The sequence below is a fragment of the Arthrobacter sp. zg-Y1143 genome (assembly GCF_030125565.1).
Lineage (GTDB): Bacteria > Actinomycetota > Actinomycetes > Actinomycetales > Micrococcaceae > Arthrobacter_B.
Window position 1 is genome coordinate 378,157 of the sequence record NZ_JASKLW010000001.1, and the last position, 16,491, is coordinate 394,647.

General features: G+C 66.9%; 13 protein-coding genes. 10 read left to right on the forward strand and 3 right to left on the reverse strand.

Going from position 1 to position 16,491, the window contains the following annotated elements; translation table 11 throughout:
• Positions 1 to 42 precede the first annotated feature (42 nt).
• Positions 43 to 828 carry an SDR family oxidoreductase gene (locus QNN98_RS01930; RefSeq protein ID WP_283996072.1) on the reverse strand — a complete coding sequence of 262 codons (786 nt, stop codon included), beginning with the start codon at positions 826 to 828 and terminating at the stop codon, positions 43 to 45.
• Between the two features lie 205 nt (positions 829 to 1,033).
• On the opposite strand from QNN98_RS01930, the gene ctaD reads away from it, so the two are divergent.
• From ctaD to QNN98_RS01970, 8 genes are all read left to right on the forward strand, one after another.
• Entirely contained in the window at positions 1,034 to 2,788 is a 1,755-nt protein-coding gene (ctaD, locus tag QNN98_RS01935; protein WP_227925801.1) for an aa3-type cytochrome oxidase subunit I, read from the forward strand.
• Between the two features lie 122 nt (positions 2,789 to 2,910).
• Entirely contained in the window at positions 2,911 to 3,381 is a 471-nt protein-coding gene (locus QNN98_RS01940; protein ID WP_227925799.1) for a DUF4383 domain-containing protein, read from the forward strand.
• 239 nt (positions 3,382 to 3,620) lie between these two features.
• Positions 3,621 to 5,438 (forward strand): L-lactate permease, encoded by a 1,818-nt coding sequence (locus tag QNN98_RS01945; protein ID WP_283996073.1) that lies wholly within the window; start codon positions 3,621 to 3,623, stop codon positions 5,436 to 5,438.
• Positions 5,439 to 5,480: 42 nt separating this feature from the next.
• Positions 5,481 to 6,866, forward strand: coding sequence for an FAD-binding oxidoreductase (locus QNN98_RS01950; protein ID WP_349643198.1), 1,386 nt, complete (start codon positions 5,481 to 5,483; stop codon positions 6,864 to 6,866).
• Positions 6,867 to 6,947: 81 nt separating this feature from the next.
• Complete coding sequence (locus QNN98_RS01955; RefSeq protein WP_227925797.1) at positions 6,948 to 7,829, forward strand: Rieske (2Fe-2S) protein; 882 nt, start codon at positions 6,948 to 6,950, stop codon at positions 7,827 to 7,829.
• Positions 7,830 to 7,925: 96 nt separating this feature from the next.
• Positions 7,926 to 8,903: an aldo/keto reductase gene (locus tag QNN98_RS01960; RefSeq protein WP_283996074.1), complete on the forward strand. Its 978-nt coding sequence runs from the start codon at positions 7,926 to 7,928 to the stop codon at positions 8,901 to 8,903.
• Positions 8,904 to 8,958: 55 nt separating this feature from the next.
• Positions 8,959 to 9,627, forward strand: a complete 669-nt coding sequence (locus tag QNN98_RS01965; RefSeq protein WP_227912079.1) for a TetR/AcrR family transcriptional regulator — start codon at positions 8,959 to 8,961, stop codon at positions 9,625 to 9,627.
• A 33-nt stretch (positions 9,628 to 9,660) separates the two neighbouring features.
• Positions 9,661 to 12,186 (forward strand): MMPL family transporter, encoded by a 2,526-nt coding sequence (locus QNN98_RS01970; protein ID WP_227925793.1) that lies wholly within the window; start codon positions 9,661 to 9,663, stop codon positions 12,184 to 12,186.
• A gap of 88 nt (positions 12,187 to 12,274) precedes the next feature.
• Here the strand turns inward: QNN98_RS01970 and QNN98_RS01975 are convergent, their stop codons facing one another.
• Positions 12,275 to 13,570: a multidrug effflux MFS transporter gene (locus tag QNN98_RS01975; protein ID WP_283996075.1), complete on the reverse strand. Its 1,296-nt coding sequence runs from the start codon at positions 13,568 to 13,570 to the stop codon at positions 12,275 to 12,277.
• A 92-nt stretch (positions 13,571 to 13,662) separates the two neighbouring features.
• Between QNN98_RS01975 and QNN98_RS01980 the strand changes: the two genes are divergently transcribed.
• Entirely contained in the window at positions 13,663 to 14,118 is a 456-nt protein-coding gene (locus QNN98_RS01980) for a MarR family winged helix-turn-helix transcriptional regulator (RefSeq protein ID WP_227925790.1), read from the forward strand.
• A 33-nt stretch (positions 14,119 to 14,151) separates the two neighbouring features.
• A complete protein-coding gene (locus QNN98_RS01985; RefSeq protein ID WP_227925789.1) occupies positions 14,152 to 14,523 on the forward strand; it encodes a VOC family protein in 372 nt (123 codons plus the stop codon).
• A gap of 81 nt (positions 14,524 to 14,604) precedes the next feature.
• Here QNN98_RS01985 and QNN98_RS01990 read toward each other — a convergent pair whose 3' ends face one another.
• Entirely contained in the window at positions 14,605 to 16,479 is a 1,875-nt protein-coding gene (locus QNN98_RS01990; protein WP_283996076.1) for an ABC transporter ATP-binding protein, read from the reverse strand.
• Positions 16,480 to 16,491 lie beyond the last annotated feature (12 nt).

A 16,491-nucleotide genomic window follows, 5' to 3' on the forward strand; every position in this document is an offset into this window, starting at 1 on the left:
CAGGGCTAGGGTCCGAACCAGCCGGGGCCGGCGGCCGGGGACTTAGCCGCGGCCGCCGAACGGCATCCCGGCGGCGGTCAGCACCAGCGAGCGGACGTTCGCCGACGCCGGGGCAGAGGCCATGAACAGCACGGCCGCTGCGGCTTCCTCCGCCGGGAAGCACGGCTCCTGCGCCCGGGTACCGTTGGCCTGCAGTGCGCCCTGGCCGCCGCCGATTCCGCTGAGCAGTTCCGTAGCGGCATTGCCGATGTCAATCTGCCCGCAGGTGATGCCGAAGGGGCGTCCGTCCAGGTCAATGGACTTGGTCAGCCCGGTCACTGCGTGCTTGGTGGCCGTATAGGCGGCCGACAGCGGGCGGGGCGTGTGCGCCGAAATGGACCCGTTGTTGATGATCCGGCCGCCCTGCGGGGACTGTGCCTTCATGTGCCGCACCGCAACGGCGGTGCACAGCATGGTGCCGGTGACATTGACCGCCAGCGTCCGGTTCCAGTCCTCAAGGCTGAGTTCGTCAATGCTCCCGGTGGGGCCGAAGGTCCCCGCGTTGTTGAACAGCACGTCCACCCTTCCGAACGCCCCGACGGCCGCGGCGAAAAGCCGTTCGACGTCGTCGGGCACCGTAACGTCGGTGGGTACCACGAGGGCCCGGGGAGATCCGTCCGCGGTTTCGCGCAGCTCCGTTTCGCGGCGGCCCGCCAGCACCACCTGGAAACCGTCGGCCAGGAAGGCCCTCGCGGCGGCACGGCCAATGCCGGAGCCGGCACCGGTGACCACCGCAGTGCGGGGCGGAGCGGCGTCGTGCGACTGCGTGGGCAGGGGATTCGTGTCCATCCTCCGATTCTGCCTTGCCGTCCCCGCCGGCCGCACCGTTTCCCCGAACCGGTCGGTTCGCTTCGACTGCCGCGGAGGTTGGCGGCGGACGCAGCCGATTCCCGGCGGGGTCTGGTGGGCGGTGCGCTGCCGCCCTACGATACCAAGGACAGTCTCGGTGGTTCCTGGCAGCGCACTACCCCCAACAGCGGATCGGGATCATTCCATGTCGACCATGAAGTACACCGCGGAACCGGATGGAACGTTCGTTGCCCCCCGGGTCGTGCCGGTATCCAAGGGCCGAATTGTCGTCAGCTGGATCACCTCAACGGACCACAAGACCATCGGCTACATGTACCTGATAGCGTCCTTTGTCTTCTTCTCGCTGGCCGGTGTGATGGCCCTGATCATCCGGGCGGAACTTTTCGAACCCGGGATGCAGATCCTGCAAACCCGGGAACAGTACAACCAGCTGTTCACCATGCACGGCACCGCCATGCTGCTGATGTTCGCCACCCCGCTCTTCGCCGGGTTCGCCAACGTGATCATGCCCCTGCAGATCGGGGCGCCGGACGTCGCGTTCCCGCGGCTGAATGCCTTGGCGTTCTGGTTCTTCCTGTTCGGGTCCTCCGTGGCGATGGCGGGGTTCCTCCTGCCCCAAGGTCCCGCCTCCTACGGCTGGACTGCCTATACGCCGCTGTCCAGCACCGAATTCAGCCCCGGTGTGGGCGGAGACCTCTGGGTCTTCGGACTGGCACTGTCCGGTTTCGGCACCATTCTGGGCTCGGTCAATTTCGTCACCACCATCACCTGCCTGCGTGCCCCGGGGATGACGATGTGGCGGATGCCCATTTTCACCTGGAACACCCTGGTCACTTCGATCCTGGTGCTGATGGCCTTCCCGCCCCTGGCGGCTGCCCTGTTCGCCCTCGGTGCGGACCGCCGGTTCGGCGCGGACATCTTCAACCCGGAGCGCGGCGGGTCCATCCTCTGGCAGCACCTGTTCTGGTTCTTCGGCCATCCCGAGGTGTACATCATTGCCCTGCCGTTCTTCGGGATCATTTCCGAAATACTGCCGGTCTTCAGCCGGAAGGCCATCTTCGGGTACAAGGGACTGGTATTTGCCACCATCGCCATCGGCGCCCTGTCCATGACCGTCTGGGCGCACCACATGTATGTGACCGGGTCGGTGCTGCTGCCGTTCTTCGCCTTTATGACCATGCTGATTGCGGTGCCGACGGGGGTGAAGTTCTTCAACTGGATCGGCACGATGTGGCGGGGATCCATAACGTTTGAGACGCCCATGCTGTGGAGCATCGGCTTCCTGATCACCTTCCTGTTCGGCGGGCTGACCGGCGTCATCCTGTCCTCTCCGCCCCTGGACTTCCACGTGTCGGACACCTACTTCGTGGTGGCGCATTTCCACTACGTGGTCTTTGGAACTGTGGTGTTCGCAATGTTTGCGGGCTTCTATTTCTGGTGGCCAAAGTGGACCGGAAAGATGCTTAACGAGCGGCTTGGGAAGCTGCATTTCTGGCTGCTTTTCCTCGGCTTCCACACCACGTTCCTGATCCAGCATTGGTTGGGCGTGCTCGGAATGCCGCGCCGTTATGCAGACTATTTGGTGGAGGACAATTTCACCGGAATGAACCAGCTCTCCACTATCGGGGCGGGCATTCTTGCGCTGTCCATGATTCCGTTCTTCTGGAATGTGTACATCACCTGGCGGCACGGCAAGAAGGTGGAAGTGGATGATCCGTGGGGCTTCGGCGGATCGCTGGAGTGGGCCACATCCTGCCCGCCGCCCCGCCACAACTTCACCTCCCTGCCCCGCATCCGCTCCGAGCGGCCGGCTCTGGACCTGCATCATCCGGAATTGATGGCCCGCGCGAACAGCGCCGCGAATTCCCCGGCGGAGAAACTCTTCGGTGCCGCCGACATGGGGAGCGAAGAGCCGCAGAATCCCGATCCGCGGCAATAGGCGGAGAAATCCCTTTAGCAGAGATGATAATTAGTTCTTCAACCCTAAGTATGCTTATTATGTTTCCAGGTTATCCTCCCGGTATTGACCGCGGGGTTGGAAACGAGAGATAGGTATACGCAATGTCGAACCACAGCAACACAGCCACAGCGTCAAGGCGCACCAACGTCCAGAAGGCCGCGCTGGCCTTCGGCGTCGTTTTCCTGCTGGTGGGTATTCTCGGGTTCATCCCCGGTGTGACCACCAACTATGAAGACCTGTCATTCGCCGGCCACCATTCGGAAGCGCACCTGCTGGGCATCTTCCAGGTCTCGGCACTGCACAACATCGTGCACCTGCTCTTCGGGATCGCCGGCATTGCCTTTGCCCGCACCGTCTCGGGTGCCCGCAACTACCTGATCTGGGGCGGCGTGGTCTACGCCCTGCTGCTGCTCTACGGCCTGTTCATCGGCCACGACTCCTCGGCCAACTTCGTGCCGCTGAACAGCGCTGACAACTGGCTGCATGCCGTTCTCGCGATTGCAATGATCGGCTCGGGCCTGGCCCTGACCCGTGACCGCCGGGATGCGGACACCCCCGCAGCCCGCGTCTAGGCAACCCCGCTCCGCAAGCTCCACGCAGCACCGCACCGCACGCCGCCGCGGCTCCCGCTCCTCACGGACGGGAACCGCGGCGGCTGCTGTGTTTAAGATGCGCCTGAACCGTTGACCCTGCGCACAGCCCGGGCCTAGTGTCGGAGCCATCCTCACCGCGTACATGCCCCCGGGGCAGCCCCCGGGAACACCAAACGGCGGAGGGCAAACGGTGTGGAAACAAAAACAAGGGAGTTTTTGTGAAGACGCAGGTAGCCGCATTCCAACAGCCGCTCGAACCCATCGCCGGATCCCTGGCCCTGTCCGCAATCCTTGCAGCGCTGCCCCTGCTCCTGTTATTCGTGATGCTGGGCGTGTTCCGGATGAAGGCCTACCAGGCGGCCCTGATCAGCCTGGTGCTCTCCATCCTCCTAGCCATCCTCGGCTGGCGGATGCCCGTGGGGCAGGTCCTCTCCGCCACCGGGCTTGGCGCGTTCTACGCCGTCTTCCCCATCCTCTGGATCCTGATCAACGCCCTGTGGATCTACAAACTCACCGTAGCCACGCCCTGGTTCGAGGTGCTGGGCCGCACCATCCGGTCGATCTCCGATGACCTGCGCATCCTCTCCATCCTGATCGCTTTCTGTTTCGGCGCCCTGCTGGAATCCTTGGCCGGATTCGGTGCTCCGGTGGCCATTGCTTCGGCCATGCTGATGGCGGCCGGCATGAAGCCGCTCAAATCCGCCGTCGTGGCGCTGCTGGCCAATACGGCGCCGGTGGCCTTCGGTGCCATGGCGGCACCGATCATCGCCCTGAACGGCGTCACCGGCATCCCGCTGCAGGAACTGTCCTCCATGACCGGCCGGCAAACACCCTTTATAGCGCTGGTGGTTCCGCTGATCCTGGTTTTCCTGGTGGACGGCAAACGCGGGGTGCGGCAGACCTGGCCGGTGGCCCTGGTGGCCGGGGCGGCCTTCGGGCTGTCCCAGTTCGTGGCGTCCAACTTCTTCATTGTGGAACTCACCGATGTGGTGGCCGCCGTGGTCACCGTGGTGGCCGTGCTGCTGATGCTACGGGTCTGGCAACCGGTGGAAATCATCGGAATGACCGGGGAAACCCGGGAAGCGGAGGAGGCCGGGGAGCGCGTAGCCGAAACCGCCGGCGCGGATACTCTCACCGGACCCGGCCGCAGCGACCCTCTGGCCGCGGGAGCGACGGGGGCCCCGGGCACCGGGGGAGCCACCGCCGTCGGCGACGGCGGCCGCGTCCCCAAAGAAGACGGCGGGGCGCGCGGCAGCGGTGATACCGGTGCATCCGCGGGGACCGGCCGGCCTTCCGGGCATGACGTGTGGATGGCGGTTGCACCCTACCTGGTCATTATTGCCGTGTTCTCCCTGGCCCAGGTCCCCGGCATCAAAACCTGGCTGACCAGCATCGGCAGCACCACGTTCTCCTGGCCGGGCCTGGACGTCACCGGTTCCAACGGCAAACCCGTGGCCGCCCAGACCCTGCGCTTCGACCACATCCGCGCCACCGGAACCCTGCTGCTTTTCTCCGGCATCATCACCATGGTCCTGTACCGGATTACGCCACGGCGCGGGGTCCGGGTGTACGGCGAGACCCTGGTGCAGCTGCGCTGGACCATCCTGACCGTCTGCGCCGTCCTGGCCCTGTCCTTTGTGATGAACCTGTCCGGGCAGACCACCACCTTGGGGGTCGCACTGGCCTCCGCCGGCGGCTTCTTCGCCATCCTGTCCCCGCTGCTCGGGTGGATCGGCGTGGCACTGACGGGCTCCGACACCTCCTCCAACTCCCTCTTCGGTGCCCTGCAGGTGGCAGCGGCCAATGAAACCGGACTCTCACCCACGCTGATGGCCGCCGCCAACTCCTCCGCCGGTGTGATGGGCAAGATGCTCTCGCTGCAGAACCTCGCCATTGCCGCCGCCGCCGTGGGCCTGAACGGCGCCGAATCCACGCTGCTGCGCAAGCTCATTGGCTGGAGCCTTGGCCTGCTCGCCTTCCTCACACTGCTGATCTGGCTGCAGTCCACCTCGATCCTGGGCTGGATGGTGCCCTGAGCGCCCCGACCGCAAACGCCCCGAAGCAAAAGGAGTCATCCCGTGAGTACGCACTCCCTCGATCCGGATCCCGGCAACGCCCTGGGCGGACCGGGTTTCCTCAGCACATTTCCTTCCGTGTCCGTCCTGGAAGAGGACCGCAAGCGGGTCAGCACCGACCGCTCCGGGTATGTCCCCGAGTCGCTGCCGGACGGCGTGGTGTTCGCCCGGACCGCCGACGACGTCGTCACCACCCTTCAGCTGGCCACCCGGCACCGGATTCCCGTGGTGCCCCGCGGTGCCGGCACCGGTTTGGCAGCCGCATCCTCCGCCCGGGCCGGTGAACTGGTGCTGGATGTCTCCGGCATGAACCGGATCCTGCGGATTGACCCGGAAGAGCAGTTGGCCGTGGTGGAACCGGGAGTCCTGAACGCAGACCTCAACGCCGCGGCCGCCGAATACGGGCTGTTCTACGCCCCGGATCCGGCCAGCACGGCCATCTGCAGCATCGGCGGGAACATTGCCACCAACGCCGGCGGCATGCGCTGCGCCAAGTACGGCGTCACCCGCGAATCGGTGCTGGCCCTGCGCGTTATCCTGGCCGACGGACGGGAGCTGCGGACCGGCCGTGAAACCATAAAAGGGGTCAGCGGCTATGACCTGAATGCCCTGATGATCGGCTCGGAGGGAACGCTCGGGGTGGTGGTGGAAGCAACCCTGCGGTTGCGCCCGATGCCGGTGCACACTGCCACCGTGGCCGCGTTCTTCCCCGACGTCACGGCCGCCGCGCGGGCTGCGTCCGCCGTCGTCGCCGCCCGCATCCAGCCCTCGGTGATGGAACTGATGGACGGGCCCACGTTGGAGGCGGTGGACATGGCCATGGGCACCGACTACCGCGCCAAGGGCGGAGCGTTCCTGCTGGTGCAGACCGACGGGTACGGCGCGTTCCTGGAGCAGGACGTGGTGATGGACGTTGTGGTGCCGCTGGGCAGCTGCGAGAAGGCGGTGGATGACGAGCACGCCGCGGCCCTGATAACCGCGCGGCGCGAAGCGATTCCGTCGCTGGAGAAGCTGGGACGGGTGTCCATCGGGGACATTGGGGTGCCCCGCGGCAAGCTGGCCGAGGTGGTGGGCGGGCTGGAAGAGATCTCCGCGCGCACGGGGGTGCGGATCTTCACTATCGCGCACGCCTCGGACGGCAACCTGCACCCGATGATCGTGACGGACCCCGAAGAATCGGTCACCGCCGGACCGGCCAAGGCGGCGCTGGGGGAGATGTTCTACCTGGCGCACCGGCTGGGCGGTACCTTGACCGGGGAACACGGCGTCGGGCTGTTGAAACGGGACTGGCTGGAAGACGAGCTGGGCGGAACCTCGCTGGAGGTCATGAACACCCTCCGCGCCGCACTGGATCCGCTGGGCATCCTCAACCCGGGCAAGGCCATCTGAGAGTTCCCGCCGTTTTCGGTGGCGCCCGCGGCCCCGGCTGCCTAGTCTGTGGGCACCGTTCCCGCCCCGCTAGGAGAAGCCATGCGCCGCCTGCCACTGGTCACCGTTGCCGACAAACTGGAAAACGCCGGCTGGCTGGATCCCGCCGCCTCCTGGGTGGCCCGCTCCGTGCGGACCGTGCTGCCCACAGGGGTGAAGGACGTGCTGCACGGCGTCCCGCTGGGCCACCCGCTGCACCCGCTGATGATCGTAGTGCCGTTGGGCGCCTGGGTGTCCGCCGCTGTGCTGGATGTGCTGCCCGGCAACGAGCGGGCCGCCCGGACACTGATAGGAGTGGGCGTGTTGTCCGCCGCTCCCACTGCGCTCGCCGGAGCCGCGGACTTCGCCGAGTTGGATACTGAGCAGCAGCGCACCGGGGTGGTGCACCAGCTCTCCAACATCCTGGCCCTCGGACTCTATTCAGGTTCCTGGCTGGCGCGGTTCCGCGGCAGCCAGGGACTGGGCCGGGCCCTGGGATTTGCCGGCCTGACGAGCACGATGATCGGCGGGTTCCTCGGTGGGCACCTGTCCTACCGGCAGGGTGCCGGGGTGAACCGCAACGATGACCTGCCCGAAGAGGTATCGCCCGGATGGCATTCCCTGGGCCCGGTGGACTCCTTTGCCTCCGGCACACCGCAGCGGGCAAGGCTGGGGGAGGTGGACCTGATGGTGCTGAAGCGGACCGACGGCGCCGCCGACGGTTCCATTTCCGTGTTGGCCGACACCTGCAGCCACCTCGGCGGACCGCTGCATGAGGGGGAACTGCGCCAGGAGAAGGGCCAGCTGTGCATCATCTGCCCCTGGCACGGCAGCACCTTCGCCGTGCAGAGCGGCGAAGTGGTGCACGGGCCGGCCACGGCGCCGCAGCCCTGCTTTGCCACCCGCGTCCGTGACGGGCTGCTGGAAGTGAATCTGAACGGATAAGCGCCTGCCCCTCCCGCGCGGGCCGCGACACTCCTAGCCTAGGGTTACGGCCCCGCCCGGGTCCGTAAGGCAGGCACCGCAGGGAGGAACCCGCTAATGCGTACCACCACACTGGGAACCAACGGACCCGAGGTCGGCGTGATCGGCCTGGGCTGCATGGGCATGAGCTACGCCTATGACATGGAAGCCAAACGGGAGGAGGAAACCTCCATTTCGGTGATCCGCGGCGCCATTGAACTCGGCGCCACCTTGATCGATACGGCGGATGTGTACGGTCCCTACACGAACGAGGAACTGGTGGGCCGGGCCCTGAAGGACGGCTACCGGGAGCGGGCCGTGCTTTCCACCAAGGTTGGCCTGGAGGTCAGCAACACGGCCCCGGCGGCGGGGACCATGCCCGGGCTGGTGAAGAACGGCAGCCCCGACCATATCCGCCAGTCCATCGACGCCAGCCTCCGCCGGCTGGGTACGGACCACGTGGACCTGTACATCCTGCACCGGGTGGATCCGGAGGTGCCGCTGGAAGATTCCTGGGGTGCCATGGCGCAGACGGTCCGGGACGGCAAAGCCCGCGCCATCGGCATTTCGGAGGCCAGCGTGGAGGAGATTAAGCGGGCGCAGTCGGTGCATCCGGTCACCGCGGTGCAGTCCGAACTGTCGCTGTGGACCCGGGACAGGCTGGCCGACGTCGTGCCCTACTGCGTGGAGAACGGGCTCGCGTTCCTGCCGTTCTCCCCGCTGGGCCGCGGGTTCCTCACCGGGCGGTTCACCTCCTTTGACCAGCTCCCGCCGGATGACATGCGCCGCCGTCTTCCGCGCTTCCAGCAGGAGAACCTGATGGCGAACCTGGCCATTGTGCAGCGGGTGCGCGACGTCGCTGAACGGGTGGGCGCGACGCCGGCCCAGGTGGCGCTGGCGTGGGTGGTGGCCCAGGGACAGCGGGTCATCCCCATCCCGGGGACCAAAACACCCAAATACCTGCGCGACAACGTCGCGGCCGGGGATTTGGTGCTCAGCGACGAGGACCTGGCGATGCTGGACAACGCCCCGCAGCCGGAGGGCAGCCGGTACTAGCGGGACGGCCGGAACCGTTTGCACCGAGTGCAAACGTGCACGTAGTGTAGTAAGCGTGCTGAACAGTGTTCCATCGGAAGACCGCCGCAAGGCGCTAAAAGACCGCCACCGGCAGGCCATTGTGGCAGCCGCGGCGGCGCTGATGCATGAGCGGCAGAGCACCGATTTCACCGTGGACGAGCTGGCCCAGGCCGCCGATGTTTCGCGCCGCACAGTGTTCAACCACTTCTCCTCAGTCCGCGACATTGTGTCGGAAGTGTGCAGTGACGTCCTCAGTTCCGCAGTGGAGAGCCTGATCGCCGTCCCGGCCTCCGACGTCGGACGCCCGGCCATGTTCGATGAAATTGCCGAGGCGTTCCGAGCAGCGGACCTGGTGGCGCCCATGGCGTATCTGACCCGGCTGCTGGGAGACGGGCCCATTCCTGCGCCGGCCCAGACGCAGGCACACCCGATTGCCCTGCGGGCGTTCACCGAACTGAGCGAACGGCTCTCCGCGGCTATGCTCGGCCGGTATCCGGAAGCCAACAAGCTGGGCGTGGACCTGCTGGTCGGTGCCCTCACCAGCGGTCTGGGCGTGCTGTACCACCACTGGCACTGCGCCACCGGAGCCGTGGATACCCCCGAATCCCGCCGCGTCTGGGCAGAACTGCTGGACGCGCTGCTTGAAAAGGTGCGCTCCGGCTATGTCCGGGACCCGGCCTCCCCCAAATCACTCCACCCGTAGTTCCCAACCCACCATAAAAGGACAGACCCTCAAATGGCTGAATTCCTCTACCGCCTCGGAGCCGCGGCCGCCCGCCGCGCGAAAACCGTGCTTGCGGCATGGATCGGAGTGCTTGTGGTTGCCGGAGGAGCTTTTATGCTCTTCGGCGGCACGCTTGCCACCGGCTTCTCCATCCCGGACACCCCCACCACGCAGGTCACCAACCACCTGCAGGAGAAACTCCCGCAGGCTTCCGGCGGCTCCGGCTCCGTGGTGGTCAGCACCGAGGACGGCTCGGCCTTCACGGATGCCCAGAAGCAGGACATCTCGGCACTGATCACCGAGGCTGCGGACATTGATGGCGTGGAAACCGTCGTGGACCCGTTCAGCACCGAAGCGGACCGCGCCGCCCAGGCCCAGCAGCTGCAGTCCGGCCAGGCACAGGTCGACGCCGGCCGCACCCAGATCGAGCAGGGGCGGGCCCAGCTCGAGGACGGCCAGGCCCAGCTCGACGCCGCCCGGCAGCAGGCCGAAGCAGCTGGTGCCCCCGCCGAAATGCTGGCGCAGCTGGACGCTCAGCAGGCCACGCTGGACGCCAGCCGCGCCGAGCTTGATGCCAAGAGCGCAGAACTGGAAGCCGGTGCCACCCAGGCCGAACAGGGTGCTGCCCTGTTGGACGCGGCCGCCGAAATCCGCACTGTGTCCGAGGACGGCAGCGCGGCAGTGGTCAACGTTGTCTTCAGCGAGACCCAGATGGAGGTCGAGCAGGAAACCAAGGACGCTATCGTAGCGGCCTTCGAAGATGAGCCCGTCGACGGCGTGCAGGTGGACTTCTCATCCGAGGTTTCCGCCGGTGTGCCCAGCATCCTGGGTGTGGGCGAGGTGGTTGGCCTGGTGGTTGCCGCGGTTGTGCTGGTGGTTATGCTGGGCACCTTCATCGGTGCCGGCCTGCCGCTGGTGACCGCGCTGATCGGCGTGGGCGTTGGCGCCGCCGGTGCGCTGGCTTTCTCCGGCGTCGTCGAAATGGCGTCCGTGACCCCCATCCTGGGCGTTATGCTCGGCCTGGCCGTGGGCATCGACTATGCCCTGTTCATCGTCAACCGGCACCGCCGCCAGTTGAAGGCCGGTTATGCGCTGGAGGAATCCATCGCCCTGGCCAACGGCACCTCCGGCAACGCCGTGGTGTTCGCCGGAACCACCGTGTTCATCGCCCTGCTGGCCCTGAACATCACCGGCATCCCCTTCCTGGGCCTGATGGGCACCGTGGGCGCGGCCTGCGTGGCCATTGCCGTGCTGGTGGCCACCACGCTTACTCCGGCACTGCTCAAGCTGGCCGGCCGGAAGATCCTCAGCCGCAAGGAGCGGGCCGCGGCGGAGAAGGACCACGGTGCCTCCGCTTCGGCCGGCAAGCCGGAAAGCATCCCGGTGAAGCAGATGTCCACGCTGCGTGCGGTACTCACCGTGGTGCTGTCCATCGCGGGGCTGCTGGTCATCGCCATTCCGTCGCTGGACCTGCGCACCAACCTGCCCGACGGTTCCTCCGAGGCCCACGACTCCAGCCAGTACCGGGCCTACGAAACGGTCTCGCAGAAGTTCGGCGAGGGCCAGAACGGTTCACTGCTGGTGGTTGCGGACCTTCCCGGCAACCCCACCGAGGAAGAATCCGCGGCGGCGCAGGCCGAGATTGCGCAGAAGCTCTTCGACCAGGATGACGTAGTGGCCGTGGCCCCCGTCGGCTCCTCCGAGGACCGCACCGTCACTGCCTTCCAGGTGATTCCCGCCGAAGGCCCCACCAGCGAATCCACCGAGGAACTGGTGCACACCCTGCGGGACCTGTCCCCGCTGGAGACCGAAAACGGGGACGTGAAGCTGGGTGTGGCCGGCACTGCCAGCGGCAACATCGACATCTCCGAGAAGCTGTCCCAGGCCCTGCCGATCTACCTGGGCGTAGTGGTGGGCCTGTCCCTGCTGATCCTGATCCTGGTCTTCCGGTCCATCTTCGTTCCGGTCATCGCGACGCTGGGCTTCATCCTGTCCTACTTCGCCGCGATCGGCGGCGTGGTGGCCATCTACCAGTGGGGCTGGCTCGCCGGCGTCTTCGGCGTGGAAACCCCGGGCCCGGTACTGAACTTCCTGCCGACCATCCTGGTGGGCATCCTGTTCGGCCTGGCCATGGACTACATGCTGTTCCTGGGCACCGGCATGCGCGAGGCCTTCGTCCACGGCTCGCCGGCCCGGGTGGCCGTGATGCAGGGCTTCCGCAACGGACGCTCGGTGGTGACGGCTGCGGCCATCATCATGGTGTCCGTGTTCGGCGGCTTCATCTTCTCGCACAGCACCATGATCCGGCCCATCGGCTTCGCCCTGGCCTTCGGTGTCCTGGTGGATGCCTTCGTGGTGCGGATGCTGCTGATTCCGGCCCTGATGCACCTGGCCGGAGACAAGGCCTGGTGGCTGCCGAAGTGGCTGGACAAGATCCTGCCGGACGTCGACGTCGAGGGCGCGTCCCTGGAGCGCCGCCATCCGCACGCGGAGGACCAGCCGGCGTCGGACAACGTCGAGGCGCACGCGCGCAGCTAGCCTTCTCCGGATAGCAAAACGGCAGGTGCCGCTTCCCGAAAAAGGGGGAGCGGCACCTGCCGTTTGTCTTGGAGTGCTGCCCGCTGGGCTAGACCGCGGTGTGCGTGTCCGTCCCGGCAGCACTGCCCGGTGTCGTGTCCGCCGTCGTGTTCGGAACTGCGTCCGGAACTGTGTTCGGAGCCTTGCGGGTCAGCAGCAGGTAGGACGCCGCGGCCAGGATCAGGAAGCCGAGCATGGCTGCACCCATCGGCACGCCGGTTTCCTCACCCCAGAGGCCCACCAGCGGGGAGACAAGGGCGGCGAGCAGGAACTGCAGGGAGCCAAGGAAGGCCGAACCGGTGCCGGCGTGGTGCCCTGCCTCCTCCAGTGCCAGCACGGTGGCGTTGCCAAAGATCATGCCCATGGAGCCCTGGAACACGGCGAACAGCACCAGGGTGGGAACCATGGGAGTGCCATTGGCAACGGTGATGAGCATTCCGGCGGCAGCCAGGAGCCCCACAGCCAGGCCGATGCTGATCATGGTGCGGTAGGGCGCCTTACCGGCCAGCGCGGCGGCCACGGCGCTAACGATGGTGATGGCGACGGCGTTCATGGCGAAGATCAGCGAGAACCGGGTTTCGGACAGGCCGAGGATGTTCTGCACCACGAACGGTGATGCGGCAATGTAGGCGAAGAGCCCGGCGAAGGAGAAGCAGAAGGTCAGCAGGTAGCCGGTGTAGTTGCGGTTGCGCAGCACGATGCCGGCCACCTTGAAGGTGGTCTTGAGGCCGCCGCGGTTCCGGTCGGCGTCGTCCAGCGTTTCCCGAACGCCGAACAGTGCCCCCAGGAACATCAGCAGCACGAGGATGGACAGGACCCAGAACACGGTCCGCCAGCTGCCGGCGGACAGGATGGCGCCGCCCGCCAGCGGGCCCACCACAGGTGCGATGACGCTGATCATGGTCAGCACGCCCAGCAGTTTCGCGGCGGCCGGGCCGCGGGAAGTGTCGGAGACAATGGCGCGGGCCAGCACAATACCGGCCGCACCGCCCAAGCCCTGCAGGAAGCGGGCCGCGGTGAGGATTTCCACGTTCGGTGCCAGGGCACAGACCACTGTGGCCAGCAGGGCAACGAAGGAACCGATCAGCAGGGGCTTGCGGCGGCCGACACCGTCCGAGAGCGGGCCGATGAGCAGCTGGCCCAGGGCCAGGCCCACCAGGAAGGCCGTCATGGTGAGCTGGATGCCGGTGGCCGTGGTGTCCAGATCTTGTGCCATGTGAGGGAAGGCCGGCAGGTACATGTCGATGGACAGCGGCGCCACTGCCGTCAGCAGGGCAAGAATTCCCGTCAGCAGTGCGCCGTTGGGGCGCTTGGCGGGGGGAGCGGGGAGCGGAGAGCTCGTCATGGAGGGGTCTTTCTTTCTAAACCGTCAGAATGCCGAATGAGCATAACATATGTCAACATATATATGTCAGTATATGCGCTAGGATGGTCAGCATGAGTATCGACGGCGTGCCCGAGGCGCAGCGCTCCGTGGCCGACCTGCTCCGGGACCTTGCATGGAACATCCACCGCAGGGCGCCGGAGATCACCGGAATTGATCCGCTGCCGGCCACCGAACTGGCCCTGCTGAAGCATGTGCTGGACGCACCGGGTCTCACGGTCACGGAAGTGGCGCGGCTCATGGGGCTGAAGCAAAGCAACGCCAGCGCCGCAGTGCGTACCCTGACCGAGCGGGGCCTGCTCACCCGGTCCAGCAGCCCGACCGACCGGCGTGTCAGCCACTTGGTGCCCACCGAGGAGGCCCGCGCACAGAATGAAGCCATCGCCGCGGCCTGGTCCGGGCCCGTCCGTGCAGCCATCGAGCAGCTGGACGGCAAACAGAAGGCAGCGCTGGAGGCTGCCTCGGAATCGCTGGGCGCGTTGAACCGGTTGCTTCAGGCCAAGGGGTAGCCGGGTACGCCACCGGCATCTAGGCTTCACGCCATGGCTATCGCTCGCTATCCCACCACTGTCCTTGACTGCCCCGACGCAGTTGCCCTTGCCACCTTCTACGGCGCCCTCCTCGACTGGAAGGTGAACCTGCACGAGGATGAGCCCTACGACAACTGGACCGAAATTTCCGACGTCACCGGGCAGCGCTACTGCTTCCAGCAGGTGGAGAATTACACTCCGCCGGTCTGGCCGGAGCAGGACATCCCGCAGCAGATGCACATTGACGTGGATGTGGATGACCTGGATGAGGCCGAGGCGGCGGTGCTCCTGCTCGGGGCCACCAAGCATACGCACCAGCCCGGCACCAGCTTCCGGGTGTTCCTGGATCCGGCCGGGCATCCGTTCTGCCTCTGCCAGGCCTAGCTCCTCAACTTCTGCTGCCGGTTTAGACATTTGCTGCCGGTTTGAACCGGCAGCAAAAGCGCAAACCGGCCGCAAATCCGGTTAGCGCGCGGCGCTGTGCGCGGCCAGCCGGGCAAACGCGCCGTCCGCGGCCCGCAGCTCAGCCGGGGTGCCGCGCTCCACGATCCGCCCGGCGTCGAGCACCACTACCTGGTCCGCGTTTTCCACGGTGGAGAGCCGGTGAGCGATGGTCAGCGTGGTCCGCCCGGCGGAGAGGTGTTCCAGCGCCGCCTGCACCTGCGCCTCGGTGGTGTTGTCCAGGGCGGAGGTGGCCTCGTCCAGCACCAGCACCGGCGGATTGCGCAGGATGGTGCGGGCAATGGCCAGCCGCTGCTGCTCGCCGCCGGAGAAGCGGTGCCCGCGGGCGCCCACCATGGTGTCCAGGCCCTCGGGCAGGGCACCGACCGTGTCCGCCATCCGGGCAGCGGCCAGGGCGGACCAGAGCTGCTCGTCGCCGGCGTCCGGATCCGCCAGCAGCAGGTTCTCGCGCACCGAGGCGTGGATCAGGTAGCTCTCCTGGGAGACGACGCCGACAATCCGGGCCAGGTCTTCGGGGGCTATTTCGCGCACGTCCACGCCGTCAATGAGAACCGTGCCTGAGCTGGTGTCATTCAGCCTCGGCAGCAGCGAGGCCAGCGTGCTTTTCCCGGAGCCGGTGGGGCCGACGACGGCGGTGGCAGTTCCGGCCGGAAGGATCATGTTGATGTTCCGCAGGACGTCCGCGCCGTCGTCGTACGCGAAGCGCACGTCCTCGAACCGGACCTCGCCGCGCACTGCGGCCGGATCCAGCCGGACCGGGTTGGCTGCGGGGCGGATCTGCGGCACCAGGTCCAGGTACTCAAAGATCCGGCTGAAGAACGCCAGGGCGGTCACCCACTGCACACCGATGTTCAGCAGGCCCATCACCGGGCGGAAGATGGCGCCCTGCAGGCCGGTGAACGCCACCAGGGTGCCGATGGTCATTCCGCCGCTGGTGGCGGGGAAGCCGGCGGCCAGGTAGATGACCGCGGGGATGGCGGCGAAGACAATCTGCATGGTGGCCATCCGCCAGCGCCCGGCCAGCTGGCTGCGCAGCTCCAGGCCTACGAGCTTGTCCGAGCGGTCGCGGAAGCGGGCTGCGTCTCGCGGGATGGTGCCCAGGGTCTTGGCCAGCCGCACGCCGGAGACCGAGAGGCCTTCCTCCACCTGCGTGTGCAGGGCGGCGAGTTCGCGCTGGCGTTCGTCGGTGACTTCGCGGCGGATTTTCGCCACCCGGCGCGAGAGCCAGATGGCCGGCGGCAGCACCACCAGGGAGATCAGGCTCAGCCCGGGGGAGAGAGCCACCATGGCGACGGCGGTGGCGACCGCCGTCGTGAGGTTGGAGGCCACGCCCGTGGCGGTGGTGGTGACCACGGACTGCATGCCGGAGATGTCGTGTGTGAGCCGGGACTGCACTTCACCGCCGCGGGTGCGGGTGAAAAAGCCCAGCGACTGGGCCTGCAGGTGGGTGAACAGATCCACGCGCAGGGTGTGCATCACCCGTTGACCCATGCTGGTGGCCATCCAGGTCTGCACCACGCCGATGGCTGCGGTCACGGCGGCCACGGCCACCATCGAGGCGGTGAGGAGGGCGAGCAAGCGGATGTTTTGCTGCGGCAGCGCATTGTCAATCACGCCGCGGACCAGGAACGGCTGGGCCAGGTTCACCATGGAGGAGGCGCTGATGAGCAGCACCACGACGGCGATGGTCCCCTTGTGCGGGGCGAAGAGCGCGGCGATGCGGCGCAGGGAGACGGGGTGCTGGTTCAGTTGCTTCCGGTCCGCCGGGTTGAGTTTTGCGGGGCCGCGGCCGCCGCCTGGTCCGCCGCCGGGCCTGCCTTCTCCTGCTGGGCTGCGGGGTCCGCCGGAGCGGTCGGTATCGAGTCCGGGTATAGCCATGGGGTCCTCCTA

Excerpts from the sequence above, each read along its gene's own strand:
- QNN98_RS01930 (WP_283996072.1), bottom strand. The coding sequence starts at position 828 with ATGGACACGAATCCCCTGCCCACGCAGTCGCACGACGCCGCTCCGCCC.
- ctaD (WP_227925801.1), top strand. The coding sequence starts at position 1,034 with ATGTCGACCATGAAGTACACCGCGGAACCGGATGGAACGTTCGTTGCC.
- QNN98_RS01940 (WP_227925799.1), top strand. The coding sequence starts at position 2,911 with ATGTCGAACCACAGCAACACAGCCACAGCGTCAAGGCGCACCAACGTC.
- QNN98_RS01955 (WP_227925797.1), top strand. The coding sequence starts at position 6,948 with ATGCGCCGCCTGCCACTGGTCACCGTTGCCGACAAACTGGAAAACGCC.
- QNN98_RS01960 (WP_283996074.1), top strand. The coding sequence starts at position 7,926 with ATGCGTACCACCACACTGGGAACCAACGGACCCGAGGTCGGCGTGATC.
- QNN98_RS01970 (WP_227925793.1), top strand. The coding sequence starts at position 9,661 with ATGGCTGAATTCCTCTACCGCCTCGGAGCCGCGGCCGCCCGCCGCGCG.
- QNN98_RS01975 (WP_283996075.1), bottom strand. The coding sequence starts at position 13,570 with ATGACGAGCTCTCCGCTCCCCGCTCCCCCCGCCAAGCGCCCCAACGGC.
- QNN98_RS01980 (WP_227925790.1), top strand. The coding sequence starts at position 13,663 with ATGAGTATCGACGGCGTGCCCGAGGCGCAGCGCTCCGTGGCCGACCTG.
- QNN98_RS01985 (WP_227925789.1), top strand. The coding sequence starts at position 14,152 with ATGGCTATCGCTCGCTATCCCACCACTGTCCTTGACTGCCCCGACGCA.
- QNN98_RS01990 (WP_283996076.1), bottom strand. The coding sequence starts at position 16,479 with ATGGCTATACCCGGACTCGATACCGACCGCTCCGGCGGACCCCGCAGC.